We start from the raw sequence: 15,774 nt of genomic DNA, 5'->3' as shown, positions 1-15,774 counted from the left end.
ACGATGCCGTTATCATTTGTAAACGGTCTTCGAAAGGATCGGTCCATGCGCCTTACCGCATTGCGGGTCTTCTGTCTGTCTTTGCCGCTCCTGCCGCTGGGAGGGGTCATGGCCCAGACATCCACCCCATCATTGCCGCCAGTTCATGATCTGGAGCAGCTGGAAGGTCAGACTGCACTGAACTGGGTCAGGGCGGAAAATGCCCGGACGCAGGAAACGCTTACATCCGATCCTCTTTACAAGCCGCTGTACGATCGAATTCTGAAAGCCGAGCAGTCTCCCGAGCGTCTGGCTGATCCTGTGCAGCAGGGCGGGGAGATATGGAATTACTGGCAGGATAGCCAGCACACCCGTGGAATCTGGCGCAGTACGACGGAAGCTGCCTATGATTCGGGGCATCCGGAATGGAAAACACGTTTCGATCTCGATGCCTTGGCCCGTTCTGAACATGCCAATTGGGTCATGAAAGGACTGGACTGTCTGCGACCTGAAGAGCGTTTCTGTCTCATGGGGCTGTCAAACGCAGGGGAAGACGCTCATGAACTCCGGGAATTTGATACCCGGACAGGTCATTTCGTTCAGAATGGTTTTTTCCTGTCGACGTCGAAACAGAATGCGCAGTGGTTAGACAAGGATACGCTGCTGGTCGCCCGGGACTGGGGTGTTCCGAATGCTGGCCTGACCACGTCCGGCTATCCCTATGTTGTGCGGATCCTGCATCGTGGAGAAGCGCCCGGACAGGCCAGGGAAGTCTTCCGGGGAACACCGGCGGATATGGATGTGTCGCCTGTTGTTCTGAGGGACGGCAAAGGACGCAGGCTCGTTCTCATTGATCGTCACAAGGATTTCTTTCACTCGGACCTGCAACGCTATGATCTGGCGACTGGAAAACTGTTCCCTGTCAATCTGCCAGAAAAATATGACGGGCTGACCTATTTTGACGGTTTGCTGGTTTTCCATCTTCTTCAGGACTGGACCGGACCGCAGGGGAAAATTCCGGCTGACAGTGTTGTTGCCATCAATCCGGAAAAACCCGGTGCTGTGGACGTCATTATTTCTCCCGGTGCGCGGCAGACGATCGGGGACGGGCTTGGAAGCGCCATTGCGGCGACAAAAGACGGTCTTCTCGTCGTTCTGTATGATAATGTGCAGCCGCAACTGCTTCTCTATAAACGAGCGACAGATGGAACGTGGAAGAGCCGATCCATTACCCATCCTGCCAATATGGCGATCAGTATCGCATCCACCGATCCTGAAAGTTCACAGGCCTATCTGCAGATGGAAGGTTTCATTCAGCCGCCCCAGATATGGAGCGTGAACACCGCTGATGACACCAGCCATGTGCTTTACCGGCAACCCGCTCTCTTTGATGCAGCGGATCTTACCGTTGAGCAGATGATGGCGACCAGCACGGACGGAACGAAAATCCCCTATTTCATCGTTCATAAGCGAAACTGGCAGAAAAACGGCAGAAATCCTACGCTGATGACGGCTTATGGCGGTTTCGGACTGTCCTATCTTCCCGTCTATCACGCTGATCTGGGAATTACCTGGTTCGAGCGTGGCGGCGTTTATGTCATGGCCAATATCCGGGGAGGGGGAGAATTCGGGCCTGTATGGCATGAGGCAGCACGACATGCTGGACGTCAGCGGGCCTACGATGATTTTGCGGCTGTGGCGCGCGACCTGTCCGCCAGAAAAATCACGTCACCCCGTTTCTTGGGTATTCGAGGGCGGTCCAATGGTGGTCTGCTGATGGGCGTGGAGTTCACCCAGCATCCTGATCTCTGGAACGCCACCATCATTGGTGTCCCGCTGCTGGATATGATGAACTATGAGCATATGGCAGCCGGAGCGTCGTGGGCTGCGGAATATGGAAGCGTTTCCATCCCTGAGAACCGTGCGTTCTGGGAAAAGACCTCACCCCTTCAGAATCTCAAACCCGGCGTGACCTATCCGGAACCCTTCATCTTCACATCCACACGTGATGACCGGGTCGGACCAATTCATGCCCGTCTGTTCGCGGCCCGCCTGACGGATCTTCACGTTCCTTTCCTGTATTATGAGGATGTGGAAGGTGGACATGCGGGAACAGTCAATGCCGCGGAAGTGGCGCATGAACGCGCACTGGAAGCCATCTATCTGAGCCATCGCCTGATGTCTCACTAATCTTTCCCAGAAACCTCCCGCTGCTTTGCGGCGGGAGCGAGGGATGACGGCACAAAAAAAGCCGCATCCCTTCTCGGGATGCGGCTTTTTACCGTTCAGACAACGGAAGGCATTTAGAAGCCTTCACGCTCCAGACGCTTGCGCTCCATCTTGCGGGCGCGACGCACAGCTTCTGCTGCTTCGCGGGCGCGACGCTCGGAGGGCTTTTCGAAGTGGCGGCGCAGCTTCATTTCACGAAAAACGCCTTCGCGCTGCATCTTCTTCTTCAGCGCTTTGAGCGCTTGGTCAACATTGTTGTCACGAACGAGAACCTGCACGGTGCCGTCAACTCCTTCTGGGTCCGCTTCATCAGCGTCACCCGTGATATGGCATTCCAACTAAGGGTGGTCGCATTACCATATTCCTTTTGGGTAATGCAATTCCTTCCATGCGGCTTGTGCGGTTTTTTATCCCCGCGCAATCTGTAGAAAGACTAACGGTGTTACGCTTTGCCCCGCTGATGGAGACATTAATATGGCCCTGCTCAAGATTGCCCGTATGGGAAACCCTGTCCTGCATCAGGTTGCCACGCCTGTGTCCGATCCGGGTTCACCGGAAATCCGCCGTCTGGTCGGGGATATGCTTGAGACAATGGCCGATGCACGCGGAGCAGGTCTTGCCGCACCCCAAGTTCACAACCCCCTGCGGCTGTTTGTCTATCACGTTCCTGCCAACAGGGTGGCGAATCCGGAAGATTCGTTGCTGCCCCGTGTTCTGATCAATCCCGAGATCACACCTGTGGGAGATGACATGATGGTGTGCAGTGAGGGATGCCTCTCGATTCCCGGCCTTCGGGGTGATGTGCCCCGGCATGCGAAAATACACTACCGGGGGCTGGATATGAATGGCAACGTGCTTGAAGGAGAGGCGGCAGGTTTCCACGCCAATGTCCTCCAGCATGAGTACGACCATCTGGAAGGGATCCTGTATCCCCAGCGGATCCAGAATTTCAGCCGCTTCGGCTACGTTGGGGAAATTGTCCGGTGACAGGACGTGCGCCGGAAGGTCCGTCTTCCGCGACGGCCCACCTCTATTTACGTGAAGAGCAGATCCGTCAGTCCTATGAATCCCTGATGCTGGGATGGCGGGCGCTGAACGCTGGCTGTGAAGCCCTGCTGCGTGAGTACGGGCTGGGGGCTGCCCATCACCGGATTCTTTTCCTGGTGGCGGTCCACCCGGGCATTACTCCGGGCGTGCTTCTCGGGTGCCTTGGCATCACCAAGCAGTCCCTGGGGCGTGCACTGGGTGATCTAAGAGAGCGCAATTTTTTGATCCAGTCCGAGGGTCGGCATGACCGGCGCAAACGCCCTCTTCATCTTACGGCGCAGGGACAGGCCATTGAACGAGACCTCTTCAAACTAATCCGGGAAGCCATGACACAGGCCTATCGTGAAGCGGGGGTTACGGCCGTAGAGGGTTTCCGGCGCGTTCTGGTTCCGCTGCAGATCCCGACAGGTGAAAATGCGCCATGAGTGACGAACATATTCTTGTTGTGGATGATGACGCGCGGCTGCTCCGACTGCTTCAGCGCTATCTGTCCGAAAACGGTTACCGCGTCACGACGGCAGCAGACGCTGCTGCGGCGCGGCAGGTCCTGCAACTGATCCAGCCTGACGCTCTGGTGCTGGATGTGACAATGCCTGGCGAAGATGGCCTCTCTCTGACCCGTTCGCTCCGTGCGGAAGGCATTTCCGTGCCTATCCTGCTTCTCACCGCTCGGGGAGAGCCCGCGGACCGCATCAATGGTCTGGAAACAGGGGCGGATGACTATCTGGGCAAACCGTTTGAACCCCGTGAGCTGCTTCTGCGTCTGCGCGCCCATCTCCGGCGTATTGTTCCGATGCCCCAGCCGGTGGCAGACGTTCCGGACGTACTGCATCTCGGTGTGCTGGAATTCGAGGTCAAGCGCGGCCTTTTGAGCGGACCGGAAGGTCCTGTTCATCTGACGGGCGGAGAGTCTGCTCTGCTGGGTGTTCTGACTCGTCAGCCGGGCGTGGTCATGTCCCGGGAGGAAATTGCCCGTGCCCTCGACATGGACGAGATCGGGGAGCGGGCGGTGGACGTCCAAGTTACGCGCCTGCGCCGCCGTATCGAACCTGATCCGCGTGAGCCACGCTTTCTTCATACCGTGCGTGGCAAGGGCTATGTTCTCAAACCGGGACGTTGACAGAACCTTGGCGACAGAGCGATGGAAAAACCTGGATCGTCCCCTGAGGCGCGTGCTCCCGCGTTCTCTTCTGGGGCGGTCCATGCTGATTGTCCTGATCCCGCTGCTTGTTACACAGATCATCGCGCTGGCCCTGTTCTACGGCTCCTATCTGAACGTCGTTTCCCGCCGCCTGTCAGACGGGGTGACGGGAGAGATCTCGCTGGTCATCGCCATGCTGGAGAGCAGTCCTTCTCCGCAGGACAGGAGCCGGATCCTTGCCGATGCCTCGTCCCGGACCCAGTTGACGTTTGATTTTCGTCCGGCCGCCCATCTGCAAAAGCAGGGTACCAATCACGTACTGGGGCCAATGGATGATGATTTTGCCCGGGCCATCCGGCAAGGTCTCGCGCGGCCGTTCAATGTGCACTGGTCGCGCCCGAATGAGACCGTTCGGGTTTCCATAGCCCTGCCATCGGGCGTTCTGAATGTTCTTGTTCCACAGAAAAGACTGAATATCGGGCCGATCTGGCTGTTCGTGGCCTGGGCTGTCAGCAGTTCCGTTCTGCTGTTCCTGATTGCGGGTCTGTTCATGCGTAATCAGGTCCGTGCCATCAGGCGGCTGGCAAAGGCGGCCGAACTTTTTGGAATGGGGCGGGATGAAGGGCCTATCCGTCCGCAGGGCGCGCGGGAAGTGCGGCAGGCCGCCGTCGCTTTCAACCGGATGCAGTCGCGGGTCAACCGTTTCGTGACCCAGCGAACGGCAGTTCTTGCTGGCGTGTCACATGATCTCCGTACGCCTCTGACGCGACTGCGGCTGACGATCGCCATGATGCCTGTCAAAGGGATGATCCGGGCGGAAGACCTTCAGCCTGATTTCGCTGACATGGTGGTCGATATTGACGATATGGAGAAACTGATCGGGAGCTATCTCTCTTTTGCCCGTGGAGAAGGGGCTGAAGAGCCTGTTCTGACAGACATGCGGTCGCTGCTGGACGAAGTCGCCGCTGCCACGCTGAGGGCAGGCGGGCGTGTTCTGAGTGTGGAAGGGCGAGGGGGCGTCGAGGCCGTGGTCCGGCCGGATGCGGTGCGTCGGGTACTGACCAATCTGGCGGAAAACGCCCGGCGCCATGGCGGTGCGATGCGCTTTTCCCTTCGCGAAGGAGAAGAGAATGTCGAGATCATGGTGGAGGATGACGGTCCCGGCCTGCCTGCGAACCGGCGCGAGGAACTGCTGATGAAAGGCACGGATGGTAACAGCAGCAAGGGTCTGGGACTGACCATCGTGCGCGACATCATCCGCGCCCATGGAGGCGCTGTCAGGCTGATGGACAGCCCGCTTGGCGGACTGGCCGTCCTGATCACCCTGCCAAAATAGTCAGATCAGGGCAGGGTATTGCCCGAGCCGCCATTGCCTGTGCCCTGGCCGCCCATGCCCATCGGACCATTGGCACCACCAAACGTGCTGTTCATGTTGCTCATCGGATTGTAGCGACCCACATTGCCGAGCAGTTCCTGCAGGACCGAAATCTTGGTGCCCGGGGTCGGGGTCTTGGCTCCAACCATTCCAACATAAATGGCGTCTCTCTTGTGGAGCGTATCCATTTTGCGAAGCACACCTGAATTGTCGAAATTCAGGACGACAACCTGCTGTTTGTCCACGGTGGGAAAATCGAGCGGGGTCGGGGACGTCACCATGGAAACATAGATCCACGTGTTGTCGTCAAAGGTGGCGTGAGCCGTCGGGGAGCCCAGGGCGTCCAGCACTTCCGAGCGCGTCGTCGTGCCCGGTGAAAGCTGGGCGTAGTCCGTCTTCTCGATGAGCGATCCTCTGGGCTCGGGAATCGGGGCGAAAAAGGAGCATCCACCCAGCAGCAGCGGAACACAGGCCAGCCCTGTCAGCCCTAGGCTGCGAAGAGCGCGTGTTCTGCTTGGGGTCATTGGGGAAGATGCGTTATTCATGGAACCGGAAACTATCCTGTGCAAGAGAACCGCTTAACTGAGCGCGTGCCCGAATGGCGTGCGCATGTCAACGATTTCCCCGCCATATCCGGGGTCGGAGTGTCTGAATGTCCCGTCCTGCTGAATTTTCCCGTCGTATTCCGCTCAACCAGCTGGGCAAGGGGCTGGAAGAGAGCATCGAGGCCTCACCAAAGGAAAGGGCGGCTCTGGCGCGACGGTTCGGCATTCCCGCCATTGAAGCCCTGAACTGCCGCTTTCATCTGACACCTTCCACAGGGGATGCCATACTTGCGGAAGGGCGTCTGACGGCGAAAGTGACGCAGCTCTGTGTCATCACGTCTGAACCGTTCGATGATGTTCTGGCCGAGAGCTTCGTTCTGAGGTTCATCCCGGAATCGGAAATGCCGGAGGATGAATTCGACATCGATTCCATTGATCTGGAAGGTCCGGACGAAGTTCCGCACGACGGGAAGGTGCTGGATATCGGGGAGGCAGCGGCCGAGCAGCTTGCTCTCATGCTGGACCCATATCCGCGCAGACCAGGGGCCGGTCTTGAAAACGCGGTTGACGTGGCCCCGTCAGAAGGGGAAGAAGGACCCGGACTGCCGGGTGAACCGTCTGACGCGGCGTCCCGTCCCAATCCGTTTGCGGCGCTGGCCGCGCTGAAAAACGGCGGCCGGAAAGAATAAAATGCCACGTCTGGCTTGCAGGTTTCGCTCTGCTCTGCTAGAGCCGCCCGCCTGAACTCGACGTAAATTACGAGACGACGAACAACAGGGCACCGGATGCCGCAGGGAGCGGAGCAGGGGTGCCGACACAGAAGCAGAAAGAGGCATAAAAGCCATGGCCGTCCCCAAAAGAAAGACTACGCCGTCCCGTCGTGGCATGCGCCGCAGCCACCATGCCCTCCGCGCTGAAGCACATGCCGAGTGCAGCAACTGCGGTGAACTGAAGCGTCCACACAATGTCTGCAGCCACTGCGGTCACTATGACGGCCGTGAGATCGTGGCGGCTGGCAAGACCCTGAAGACCGCTGTCCGCGCCTGAAACCTGTCGATGGGCAGCCCACTCTCTGGCTGCCCGTCTCTGTAAGATGCTGTCCGGGAAACTGTCTCAATGAGCAATGCGTCTGTCACGTCTGACCGTGACATCGCGGCCTCCGGGCCTTATGCCCTCGCCGTCGATGCAATGGGAGGCGACAGCGCTCCGGACATCGTCCTGACAGGTCTCGATTTTGCTGCCGACCGTCATCCGAAAGCGCGTGTGCTTCTGATCGGGGACGAGAAACTGCTGAAGCCGGCGTTGGCGCAGCATCCAAAGGCAGCCCGGATCTGCGAGATCCGCCATGCTCCAGCCAGCATCTCGATGGAAATGAAACCGACGGCCGCTATTCGTGTCCGTGGGTCTTCCATGCGTCTTGCAATGGAGAGCGTCGCGTCTGGCGAAGCGCATGGCGTGGTGTCAGCGGGCAACAGTGGCGCCATGCTTGCGCTTGCCAAGATCATCGTGAAAGCTATGCCGGGTATTTCCCGACCTGCCATGGTCGCTGTTGAGCCCTCCGCCCGCGGTGACGTGGTCATGCTCGATCTTGGGGCAAATATTGCCTGTGATGCTCGCAATCTTGTTGAATTCGCCATTATGGGCGAGGCTTTCGCGCAGGCTGCTCTCGGTCTGCCACGACCGACAATCGGTTTGCTGAACGTCGGGTCCGAAGACCTCAAAGGAGACGAACGCCTTCGCCAGGCCGCGGAACGGCTGCGTGAGAGCGTGCTTTCCTCCCAGTTTCATGGTTTTGTCGAAGGGCATGACATTACAGCCGGGACAACGGACGTCGTAGTGACGGACGGTTTTACCGGCAATGTCGCGCTCAAGACAGGTGAGGGGGCGCTCAAACTGGCCTTCGCGCTTCTGAAGCGCGTCTTCAAGACCAATCTGCTGACACGGATCGGCTATCTTCTGGTTCGTCCCGGGCTGGAGCGCATGCGGGAATGGATCGATCCGCGCCGTTACAACGGCGCGTTGTTCGTTGGTCTGAACGGGATTGTCGTCAAATCCCATGGCGGCGCAGACGGCGAAGCCTTCGCCGCAGCGATTGACGTGGCCATGGATGCCGTAACCCACAAACTGAATGACCGGATCCGTGATCGCCTTGAGCAGCTTGGTATGCTGGAGGCAGGAACGGCTTCCGCGGCAGCTGACAAGGTCACGCCCGAGCCGGTGAGCTGAGAAATGTCTGCTACCCTTCATGCCCGCTTGACCGGTGTCGGCGGTTATCTGCCTCGCGAAGCTCTGACCAATGATGAGCTTGCAGCGAAATACGGTCTCGAAACCTCGGATGAGTGGATCCGGACACGAACGGGCATCACACAGCGGCATATCGTATCAGGTGATGAAAATACCGCCAGCATGGGGGCAAATGCCGCAAGGCAGGCTCTCGACTATGCAGGCGTTTCGGTCGATGACGTCGATGCTGTCCTTGTAGCGACGTCCACGCCTGATCGTGTCTTTCCAGCCGCTGCCGTACAGATCCAGGCTCTTCTGGGTATGCATCGCGGATTTGGATTTGATATCAGCGCCGCCTGCTCGGGTTTCGTGTATGCCCTGGCGACAGCGGATGCGATGATCCGATCAGGTCAGGTCCGCAAGATTCTTGTTATCGGGACTGAGGTATTTTCCCGCCTTCTGGACTGGGAAGACCGGACAACCTGTGTCCTTTTCGGTGATGGTGCAGGTGCAGTTCTGCTGGAAGCCGGAGACGAAGAGGGTATCCTTTCCACGCATCTCCATTCGGACGGTCGGACAGGGAATATCCTGTATGTTGACGGGGCGGCTGGCTGCACCCAGACGACCCAGCGTCTGAAGATGATGGGACGTGAAGTTTTCCGTCATGCCGTCGCCAAACTGTCTCAGGCCGTGGATGAGGCGCTGGCTGCGAACAGCCTGACGGGTAAGGACATCCAGTGGCTTGTTCCGCATCAGGCCAATCTTCGTATTATTGACGGAATGGCCAAAAAGCTGGCTCTTCCTTCGGACCGTGTTGTCGTTACCGTCGGCCGACATGCCAATACGTCTGCTGCTTCCATTCCACTGGCACTGAATGAAGCCGTGCGTGATGGCCGTATCCGCAAGGGCGATCTGGTGCTGATGGAAGCGTTGGGCGGTGGTCTGACCTGGGGGTCTGCTCTCGTCCGGATGTAAGTCCGTGCGCCCTGATGATTGATTCCTTTGACTGTTCTGAACAGCATGATACGCAGATGTCATGAGCACAGTCACACGCGCGAATCTTGTCGAGCAGATTTATAGCCGTGTTGGGCTATCCCGGCACGATTCCTCCAACATTCTGGAAAGTGTGCTGGAAAATATTTCCGCGACACTGGAAAAGGGTGAGTCCGTCAAACTGAGCGGATTTGGAAGCTTTTCGGTTCGTCAGAAAGGTGAGCGCATCGGGCGTAATCCAAAGACGGGCGTGGAGGTTCCGATCCTGCCGCGTGCCGTTCTGGTGTTCCGGCCTTCCCAGCTGTTGCGTGCGCGTATGAACGATTCCGCGGATGCCGCTGCGTCCGTACAAGAGCCTCATGAACAGTAACGCCCCGGAACCAGAAGTATTTTCATGACAGATAACGATTCTTCTTCGTCTTCCGGTTTGTCCTCTGGGAAGGAAGAAACCGGGCGCGTTAAAAAGGCCCCTGAGGCTTATCGGACAATCAGTGAAGTTGCTGAAGAACTTCATATTCCCCAGCATCGCCTGCGCTCGTGGGAAACAATTTACCCCGGAGTAAAACCGTTCCGTGGTGAAAGCGGGCGGCGGTATTACAATCCGCAGCATATCGAAACCCTGAAACTGATTTCGGACCTGCTTTACGTGCAGGGATACAAGACCCAGGGTGTATTGAGGGTTCTGAGGGAACGCAAGGCGGCTCAGCGTCAGGATGGTGAGGTCATTTCCGAAAAAGGCCCTGAAATACTTCCGGTCCTTTCCCACTCTGTGGCGCCTGATAAGGAAGCTGTCACGGACGAGGTGCAAATCCTTGACGCGTTGGACGATCAGCAGACACCTGCACAGGACCTTACCCTCGCAGATGAAGTGATCGTTACGCAGGAAAATGTTCACGAGAGCGAGCCTAATAATCAGCAGACTAAAGAAAATACGGCTTTTCTTTACGAAGAATCCCTGACACCTGCTTCAGCCGAAGCCGAAGCCGAAGCCGAAGCCGAAGCCGAAGCCGAAGCCGAAGCCGAAGCCGAAGCCGAAGCCGAAGCCGAAGCCGAAGATCTGCCAGCGGTGCAGGCTGGCGATTCTGAAGCTCTGCAAATCCTGCGCGATGAGAACGAACAGCTTTATGCGCTTGCGGAAAAGCTGGAGGGTGAGAACGGCTTCCTGCGGGCGGAATTAGGGGAAATTCTTGAAGAGCTTCAGTCTCTTCGCAATCTTCTGCCTGTTTGAGAAAGATACCCCATTGCGATGAAAGGCGGACACTGCTAAACCGCCTCCACCGCAGGACAGACGGGCAGTAGCGCAGCTTGGTAGCGCATCAGTCTGGGGGACTGGGGGTCGTGGGTTCGAATCCCGCCTGCCCGACCAAGTCCTGCGGTTATTCTTCCTTGAAAATCTGTTTCTCTTCCTGTGGCTGCTCCGTTGTCCAGAGCATCCAGAGAAGATGAAGTGCGGCCATGATGGCTGGTCCAAGGAACAGGCCCAGCAGTCCCCAGGTCTCTGCACCACCCAGAATACCCAGCAGAACCCATAGAAATGGCATCTTCGTGCTGCCGCCGATAAGGGCCGGCCGGATGAAATGGTCGGCTACGAAAATTACGATCGAGCCGATGACCATCACCACAATGGCTCCAATCATGCTGCTGTTGGCCAGAAGCAGAAGAGCGACGAGAGCAACGGTTGGCCATGCCAGGAACGGTATCATGGCCGCCACAGCTGTCAGCATCGCGAAGAGAAGCGGCTGCGGGGCATCCGTGCTGATATAGGTGATGCCCATGATCGCGCCTTCTCCCAGCCCGACCAGGACCAGCCCCGCCAGTGTTCCATGCACAGATGAGATCATCTGCTTGGCCACACTTTCGCCTTGGGCGCCGAAAAGCCGCTGTGATCCGATCAGGCATTTGCGGATCACGTAGTCCCCGTCCTTCAGCAGGAAAAACAGGGTCAGCAGGGAGAAGGCGAACAGTGTGCCTCGTCTGGCAACTTGGGAACCAACCTGTCTGGTCATCTGGACGCCGTGCCCCACATTGACGGAATGCAACAAATGGGAGACGCGTTGTGGACTGGTCAGGTGGCTCTGCCACCAGTTCGTGGCGGCCGTTGCTCCGACCGGAAGGTTAGGGACCCATTCCGGCATTGGAATCCCGTTGTTGCGGACATCATCAATCCATTCCAGCGCACTCCGGGCCTCATCGGCCACTTTTACGCCGACCAGCGAGACCGGTACGAGGAAGATCAGCGCGATCGCGAGGGTGAAGAGCAGGGGCAGCCAGTCGCTCTTGCCAAAACGTCGTTCCGCCCGGCTGTAGAGTGGCCAGATGGAAATGGCAAAGACGCATCCCCAGAGCAGAGCAGGCAGAAAGCCCTTGAGGGTGTATAGACCGATCGCTACGAAAAAAAGGGCCAGAAATCCCCGCGCGCGGCGCTGGATCGTTTCGGTCGAGGCGGAGGCTTCGACCGGAATGACGTCGGGAGACGGGGGAGAGGTAAAGTCGGTCATGCTAGTCCTGAAAAGAAAGGCCGATATGACGGGTGCATGTGGCGGTCACAGACCAGAGGAAAGGGTCTTTCAGCCTCGTCGGGCGGAAAATCATATCCTGCCCTCAAAAGGATGCACATCCGTTCTGAATGGCCAGACCTACGGATTGCTGGGAAAAACGCTGCATGTAATCCTGCCTGATACTGTGCAGATTGCCCAGGAGATCCCGGTTCGGGACTGTCACAATCCATAAAAGGCGAGAAGGTTCCTTTGTAACGCGGCGATTGGCGGCGTCATACCACTGGCCATAGCTCGATATGACGCTGAAACCGGCTGGAAAACGCGGTGTTACTTCCCGAGCCAAGAAATCCTGCCATTCCCCTTCGGTGATTGTCGTTCCATCCGGACGCGTCATGCCAAACATAAGCCGGATCTGCAGACTGTCCTGCGCGCTGACTTCGCGGCAGAGATTGGGTGTGACGCTGACTGGAACGATGCATCCTCCCAGCAGGAGAGGGAGTGCCGTCAGGGCACCGAGCGACAGCATGGATTTCATGCCTGGTTCTCTCCCGTCAGAGCGGCCTGAAGAAAAGAGCTTTCCGCGGGACTGAAAAGCCCGCGACGGACAAACAGGTCGATCAGTACGAGATTGACGTTGAATTTGAAATCATCCGTGTCACGCACAAGACCGAATACCTCCTGCAGGGGAAGAAGGTGAAAACTTTCCACCTCCCCATCCTCTGCCACCGGGACAAAATCCGGCGGCAGGACAAGATCATAACAATGCAGGATATCCCGGCGCAGCCCTTCGGGACGTTCCAGCGCGTACTGGAGCCGGCTGACAGGCTGTGCGGTGCGCGTCACGGCGTCGGGTATTCCGGCTTCTTCCTGCGCTTCCTTGATGACGGTGGCGTCAGGAGACAGCCCTGCACTGATGCCGCCAGCCACGAGGTGATCAAGCTTGCCGGGGTCGAGCCGCTTGCTTCTGCTGCGCCGGGCAATCCAGAGAAAAGTACCGTCCGGTCTCTCCACCAGGCCGTTCAGGTGCACACCTTCCGCAGCCACGCCGAGCACGGGAATGGCGCCACGATCCACCTGTCCGAGAACGACCCCGGTTTTGCTGCGCACATCGAAGTCTTCATGGTGAGAGGCATAGACGTCCTGATCACAGAGCCATCTGGAAAGATGGGAAAGTTCGGTTCCTGTCTGAACCCCATAACTGTCGTCACGCTTCAGTCCCAGTTCCGCCAGAAAACGGCCTGTTTCAGGCGTTACCCATCCCATGGGCTCCGAGCCGCAGAAAAAAGGCTTTCTGTCACCGGGCAGGACGGCATCGTTGCAGGCGCGGATATGGCGCATGAAGGGAGCGAGGGCAGGAAAGGACGTTTCATCAGGCACAGCGTCAAGTTTCGCATGTGCGCGCACGATTGCAAAGCACTCCATGCCGTCGTCATAGTCCCGCATGGCAAGAAAACCCGATTCGATGCTTCCGGCCATCAGCCTGCGTGATCTGTGGCGTCAGATACGTCCCCGTAAATTCCGGACCATGGGACTTCCCGTCGGGCTGGCTCTCATCATGCTGCTGGTCGAAAGTGGTGGTACGGTAGCCACGCCCTGGCTGTTCAGTCGTATGGTTGGCGCTTTGTCGGTCCGGGATCAGCTTGCAAGCGTTCCGGTCTGGCTGATCGTTCAGTACGGGGTCATTCGCGTCATATCCGGGATTGTCACGCCCGCACGAGAGTTGCTGGTCAAACCGGTGGAGGTCGATCTCCAGCGGCGGGTGGCTCTGCTGGGGCTGAAACACCTGCATCGGTTGAGTGTCAGGTTCCACCTGGACCGCCAGACTGGGTCCATTACACGGACGCTCGATCGGGGTTCGGACGCGGTTGGGACATTGCTGGGGCTTGTTCTCTTCAGCGTGCTGCCCAATGTCGTCGAACTGGGGATGACCCTGTTCATCATCCTGCGGGTCTTTGACTGGCGGTATGTCGTGGTTCTGGCTGGCGCGCTGGGGGCCTATGGCGCTGTGTCCTATGTCTTTACACGTCTGCGTATGGCGGCCCGTCGCGTTCGGAACACGAGCAACAGCCATGCCCAGCATCAGCTTGTCGACAGTATCCTGAATTTCGAAACGGTTCGCAGCTTCGCCAACGAACAGCACGAAATTGCCCTTTACGATGACGCCTGTCTGGCTGTGAAACGGGCCGAGATCCGCCTTCAGCGGCTAGTCAGTTTTTCACAGATGAGCCGTAGTCTCCTGATTGCAGCCACGACGACCGGTCTTCTGGCGCTGGCGGCCCGAGACATTGTCCTGCACCGTATCGCGGTGGCCCAGTTCGTTCTGATCGGAAGTTATTTGCGCGGGTTGTACAGTTCTGTCGCAACGCTGAATTATGTCAGCGCTGGCTGGCGGAATGCGCGGGTGGATCTGGAAAACTATCTGGAACTGCTGGCGGTCCAGCCCGAAGTCATGGAAGCGGCGCATCCCGTGCGCCTTCCGACCCGACTGTCACAGGCTGGTCCGGCTTCCGTGGTCTTTGATCATATATCCTTTGGCTATGATCCTGCACGCCAGATTCTCCATGATGTCAGCCTGAAGGTTGAGGCTGGCAGTTCACTAGCTATTGTCGGTCACACGGGATCAGGAAAATCCACCATGGGGCGCCTTCTGACACGGGCCTATGACCCGACGGAAGGGCAGGTAAGACTGGATGGCCATGACGTGCGTGACATTGCTCTGGATGACCTTCGCAGGATCATAGGAACCGTTCCTCAGGACACCGTGCTGTTCAACGCTTCCATCAGGGAAAACATTGCTTACGGAAATCTGGGGGCATCCCGCGAGGAAGTAGAAGACGCGGCCCGCAGTGCGCAGATCCATGATTTCATCCAGTCCTTGCCGGATGGTTATGACACCATCGTCGGGGAACGGGGGCTGAAGCTGTCCGGGGGGGAGAAACAGCGTGTCGCGATTGCGCGGGTCATTCTGAAGGATCCGCGCGTCCTGCTTCTGGACGAGGCGACGAGCGCACTCGATACCAGAACGGAAGCCGCCATCCAGCAGGAGCTTCAGAGCCTGTCCCGGACCCGGACCACCATCATTGTGGCGCACCGTTTATCCACCGTCCAGAACGCCGGTCAGATCATTGTTCTGGATGCCGGCAGGATTGTCGAACGTGGAACACATATGGATCTGCTGGGAAAAGGTGGATATTATGCGGCCATGTGGGCGGTTCAGGCCGGAGAAAATGTGATCAGGGCTTGACGGAAGCCCGATCCTTCGCCATAAGCCGCGCCTGATTTACGGAACGCGCCGGGCCTCGTTGTCCTGCGTCATCCAGCATCGAGGAAAGTGTTATCATGTCTCGCCGTTGCCAGATCACGGGCAAAGGCGTGCTGACGGGCAATAACGTCAGCCACGCCAACAACAAGTCCCGCCGTCGTTTTCTCCCGAACCTGCAGGAGACCACGCTGATCTCCGATATTCTTGGGGCGTCGGTGCGTCTGCGCCTGTCCACCAACGGTATCCGCACGATCGAGCATAATGGCGGACTGGATTCGTTCCTGCTGGGTACGCCCAACCGCAAGCTGCCGACCGAAGCCCAGGTCATCAAGCGCCGTATCCTGCGCGTTCAGGAGCGTAAGGCTGCACAGCCAGCCTGATTCTTTTTCCCGGCACTCTTTCCGGGAAAAAGATTGCTCTTGAAAACCATGGCGGTCTGCGTCATTCAGCCGCCACTGGGGCAATTCAGGTTCGGCCGCAAT

Annotated in this window: 18 protein-coding genes and 1 tRNA gene; 14 read left to right on the top strand and 5 right to left on the bottom strand. The window is 58.0% G+C overall.

The annotated features are described in order from the left end of the window. Positions 1-45 precede the first annotated feature (45 nt). On the top strand, positions 46-2,169 hold the full coding sequence (locus GMO_RS06535) for a prolyl oligopeptidase family serine peptidase (protein ID WP_008851535.1): 2,124 nt from the start codon (positions 46-48) through the stop codon (positions 2,167-2,169). A 113-nt stretch (positions 2,170-2,282) separates the two neighbouring features. Here the strand turns inward: GMO_RS06535 and rpsU are convergent, their stop codons facing one another. Then, positions 2,283-2,486, bottom strand: a complete 204-nt coding sequence (gene rpsU / locus GMO_RS06530) for a 30S ribosomal protein S21 (protein WP_007283570.1) — start codon at positions 2,484-2,486, stop codon at positions 2,283-2,285. A 196-nt stretch (positions 2,487-2,682) separates the two neighbouring features. On the opposite strand from rpsU, the gene def reads away from it, so the two are divergent. The 4 genes from def to GMO_RS06510 are packed head-to-tail and all read left to right on the top strand — an operon-like array spanning position 2,683 to position 5,732. Beyond that, complete coding sequence (def, locus tag GMO_RS06525; protein WP_008851533.1) at positions 2,683-3,195, top strand: peptide deformylase; 513 nt, start codon at positions 2,683-2,685, stop codon at positions 3,193-3,195. Then, on the top strand, positions 3,192-3,680 hold the full coding sequence (locus tag GMO_RS06520) for a MarR family winged helix-turn-helix transcriptional regulator (protein WP_008851532.1): 489 nt from the start codon (positions 3,192-3,194) through the stop codon (positions 3,678-3,680). Before def ends, GMO_RS06520 begins: the two co-directional genes overlap by 4 nt. After that, positions 3,677-4,375, top strand: a complete 699-nt coding sequence (locus tag GMO_RS06515) for a response regulator (RefSeq protein WP_008851531.1) — start codon at positions 3,677-3,679, stop codon at positions 4,373-4,375. Before GMO_RS06520 ends, GMO_RS06515 begins: the two co-directional genes overlap by 4 nt. Continuing rightward, positions 4,353-5,732: an ATP-binding protein gene (locus GMO_RS06510; protein ID WP_050801420.1), complete on the top strand. Its 1,380-nt coding sequence runs from the start codon at positions 4,353-4,355 to the stop codon at positions 5,730-5,732. Before GMO_RS06515 ends, GMO_RS06510 begins: the two co-directional genes overlap by 23 nt. Positions 5,733-5,737: 5 nt before the next feature. Here GMO_RS06510 and GMO_RS06505 read toward each other — a convergent pair whose 3' ends face one another. After that, positions 5,738-6,316, bottom strand: coding sequence for an outer membrane protein assembly factor BamE (locus GMO_RS06505; RefSeq protein WP_040508405.1), 579 nt, complete (start codon positions 6,314-6,316; stop codon positions 5,738-5,740). Positions 6,317-6,423: 107 nt separating this feature from the next. Here GMO_RS06505 and GMO_RS06500 point away from each other — a divergent pair, with 107 nt between their 5' ends. The 7 genes from GMO_RS06500 to GMO_RS06470 all read left to right on the top strand — a co-directional run bounded on the left by GMO_RS06500 (position 6,424) and on the right by GMO_RS06470 (position 10,898). Then, positions 6,424-7,005, top strand: a complete 582-nt coding sequence (locus GMO_RS06500) for a YceD family protein (protein ID WP_008851528.1) — start codon at positions 6,424-6,426, stop codon at positions 7,003-7,005. A 154-nt stretch (positions 7,006-7,159) separates the two neighbouring features. Beyond that, complete coding sequence (gene rpmF, locus GMO_RS06495; RefSeq protein WP_040508404.1) at positions 7,160-7,363, top strand: 50S ribosomal protein L32; 204 nt, start codon at positions 7,160-7,162, stop codon at positions 7,361-7,363. A gap of 69 nt (positions 7,364-7,432) precedes the next feature. Beyond that, on the top strand, positions 7,433-8,542 hold the full coding sequence (gene plsX, locus GMO_RS06490; RefSeq protein ID WP_008851525.1) for a phosphate acyltransferase PlsX: 1,110 nt from the start codon (positions 7,433-7,435) through the stop codon (positions 8,540-8,542). A 3-nt stretch (positions 8,543-8,545) separates the two neighbouring features. Further along, entirely contained in the window at positions 8,546-9,514 is a 969-nt protein-coding gene (locus GMO_RS06485) for a beta-ketoacyl-ACP synthase III (protein WP_008851524.1), read from the top strand. Between the two features lie 61 nt (positions 9,515-9,575). After that, positions 9,576-9,902: an integration host factor subunit alpha gene (locus GMO_RS06480; RefSeq protein WP_008851523.1), complete on the top strand. Its 327-nt coding sequence runs from the start codon at positions 9,576-9,578 to the stop codon at positions 9,900-9,902. Between the two features lie 24 nt (positions 9,903-9,926). Continuing rightward, complete coding sequence (locus tag GMO_RS14390) at positions 9,927-10,760, top strand: MerR family transcriptional regulator (RefSeq protein WP_008851522.1); 834 nt, start codon at positions 9,927-9,929, stop codon at positions 10,758-10,760. A 61-nt stretch (positions 10,761-10,821) separates the two neighbouring features. Next, positions 10,822-10,898, top strand: a tRNA-Pro gene (locus GMO_RS06470). 10 nt (positions 10,899-10,908) lie between these two features. On the opposite strand, the gene GMO_RS06465 is transcribed toward GMO_RS06470, so the two are convergent. From GMO_RS06465 to GMO_RS06455, 3 genes are all read right to left on the bottom strand, one after another. After that, on the bottom strand, positions 10,909-12,030 hold the full coding sequence (locus tag GMO_RS06465) for an AI-2E family transporter (RefSeq protein WP_008851521.1): 1,122 nt from the start codon (positions 12,028-12,030) through the stop codon (positions 10,909-10,911). A gap of 103 nt (positions 12,031-12,133) precedes the next feature. After that, the gene (locus GMO_RS06460; RefSeq protein ID WP_008851520.1) at positions 12,134-12,565 is read right to left on the bottom strand and encodes a DUF3574 domain-containing protein; all 432 of its coding nucleotides are present in this window, start codon (positions 12,563-12,565) and stop codon (positions 12,134-12,136) included. Then, entirely contained in the window at positions 12,562-13,506 is a 945-nt protein-coding gene (locus GMO_RS06455) for an NUDIX hydrolase (protein ID WP_008851518.1), read from the bottom strand. Before GMO_RS06455 ends, GMO_RS06460 begins: the two co-directional genes overlap by 4 nt. Between GMO_RS06455 and GMO_RS06450 the strand changes: the two genes are divergently transcribed. Continuing rightward, positions 13,493-15,274, top strand: a complete 1,782-nt coding sequence (locus GMO_RS06450; protein ID WP_008851519.1) for an ABCB family ABC transporter ATP-binding protein/permease — start codon at positions 13,493-13,495, stop codon at positions 15,272-15,274. The two genes, GMO_RS06455 and GMO_RS06450, sit on opposite strands and share 14 nt — an antisense overlap. Before the next feature lie 95 nt (positions 15,275-15,369). Next, positions 15,370-15,672: a 50S ribosomal protein L28 gene (gene rpmB, locus GMO_RS06445; protein ID WP_040508399.1), complete on the top strand. Its 303-nt coding sequence runs from the start codon at positions 15,370-15,372 to the stop codon at positions 15,670-15,672. Positions 15,673-15,774 lie beyond the last annotated feature (102 nt).

Origin of the sequence: Gluconobacter morbifer G707 (assembly GCF_000234355.1) — a bacterium.
In the GTDB taxonomy this organism is placed as follows: Bacteria; Pseudomonadota; Alphaproteobacteria; order Acetobacterales; family Acetobacteraceae; genus Gluconobacter; species Gluconobacter morbifer.
The sequence above is the reverse complement of the archived record's forward strand: the minus strand, read 5'-3'. Positions and strand labels throughout refer to the sequence as shown.

Excerpts from the sequence above, each read along its gene's own strand:
- rpmB (WP_040508399.1), top strand. The coding sequence starts at position 15,370 with ATGTCTCGCCGTTGCCAGATCACGGGCAAAGGCGTGCTGACGGGCAAT.
- GMO_RS06485 (WP_008851524.1), top strand. The coding sequence starts at position 8,546 with ATGTCTGCTACCCTTCATGCCCGCTTGACCGGTGTCGGCGGTTATCTG.
- GMO_RS06465 (WP_008851521.1), bottom strand. The coding sequence starts at position 12,030 with ATGACCGACTTTACCTCTCCCCCGTCTCCCGACGTCATTCCGGTCGAA.
- GMO_RS06480 (WP_008851523.1), top strand. The coding sequence starts at position 9,576 with ATGAGCACAGTCACACGCGCGAATCTTGTCGAGCAGATTTATAGCCGT.
- GMO_RS06500 (WP_008851528.1), top strand. The coding sequence starts at position 6,424 with ATGTCCCGTCCTGCTGAATTTTCCCGTCGTATTCCGCTCAACCAGCTG.
- def (WP_008851533.1), top strand. The coding sequence starts at position 2,683 with ATGGCCCTGCTCAAGATTGCCCGTATGGGAAACCCTGTCCTGCATCAG.
- GMO_RS14390 (WP_008851522.1), top strand. The coding sequence starts at position 9,927 with ATGACAGATAACGATTCTTCTTCGTCTTCCGGTTTGTCCTCTGGGAAG.
- GMO_RS06505 (WP_040508405.1), bottom strand. The coding sequence starts at position 6,316 with ATGAATAACGCATCTTCCCCAATGACCCCAAGCAGAACACGCGCTCTT.
- GMO_RS06450 (WP_008851519.1), top strand. The coding sequence starts at position 13,493 with ATGCTTCCGGCCATCAGCCTGCGTGATCTGTGGCGTCAGATACGTCCC.
- GMO_RS06460 (WP_008851520.1), bottom strand. The coding sequence starts at position 12,565 with ATGAAATCCATGCTGTCGCTCGGTGCCCTGACGGCACTCCCTCTCCTG.
- rpmF (WP_040508404.1), top strand. The coding sequence starts at position 7,160 with ATGGCCGTCCCCAAAAGAAAGACTACGCCGTCCCGTCGTGGCATGCGC.
- GMO_RS06535 (WP_008851535.1), top strand. The coding sequence starts at position 46 with ATGCGCCTTACCGCATTGCGGGTCTTCTGTCTGTCTTTGCCGCTCCTG.
- GMO_RS06510 (WP_050801420.1), top strand. The coding sequence starts at position 4,353 with ATGTTCTCAAACCGGGACGTTGACAGAACCTTGGCGACAGAGCGATGG.
- GMO_RS06515 (WP_008851531.1), top strand. The coding sequence starts at position 3,677 with ATGAGTGACGAACATATTCTTGTTGTGGATGATGACGCGCGGCTGCTC.
- plsX (WP_008851525.1), top strand. The coding sequence starts at position 7,433 with ATGAGCAATGCGTCTGTCACGTCTGACCGTGACATCGCGGCCTCCGGG.
- GMO_RS06455 (WP_008851518.1), bottom strand. The coding sequence starts at position 13,506 with ATGGCCGGAAGCATCGAATCGGGTTTTCTTGCCATGCGGGACTATGAC.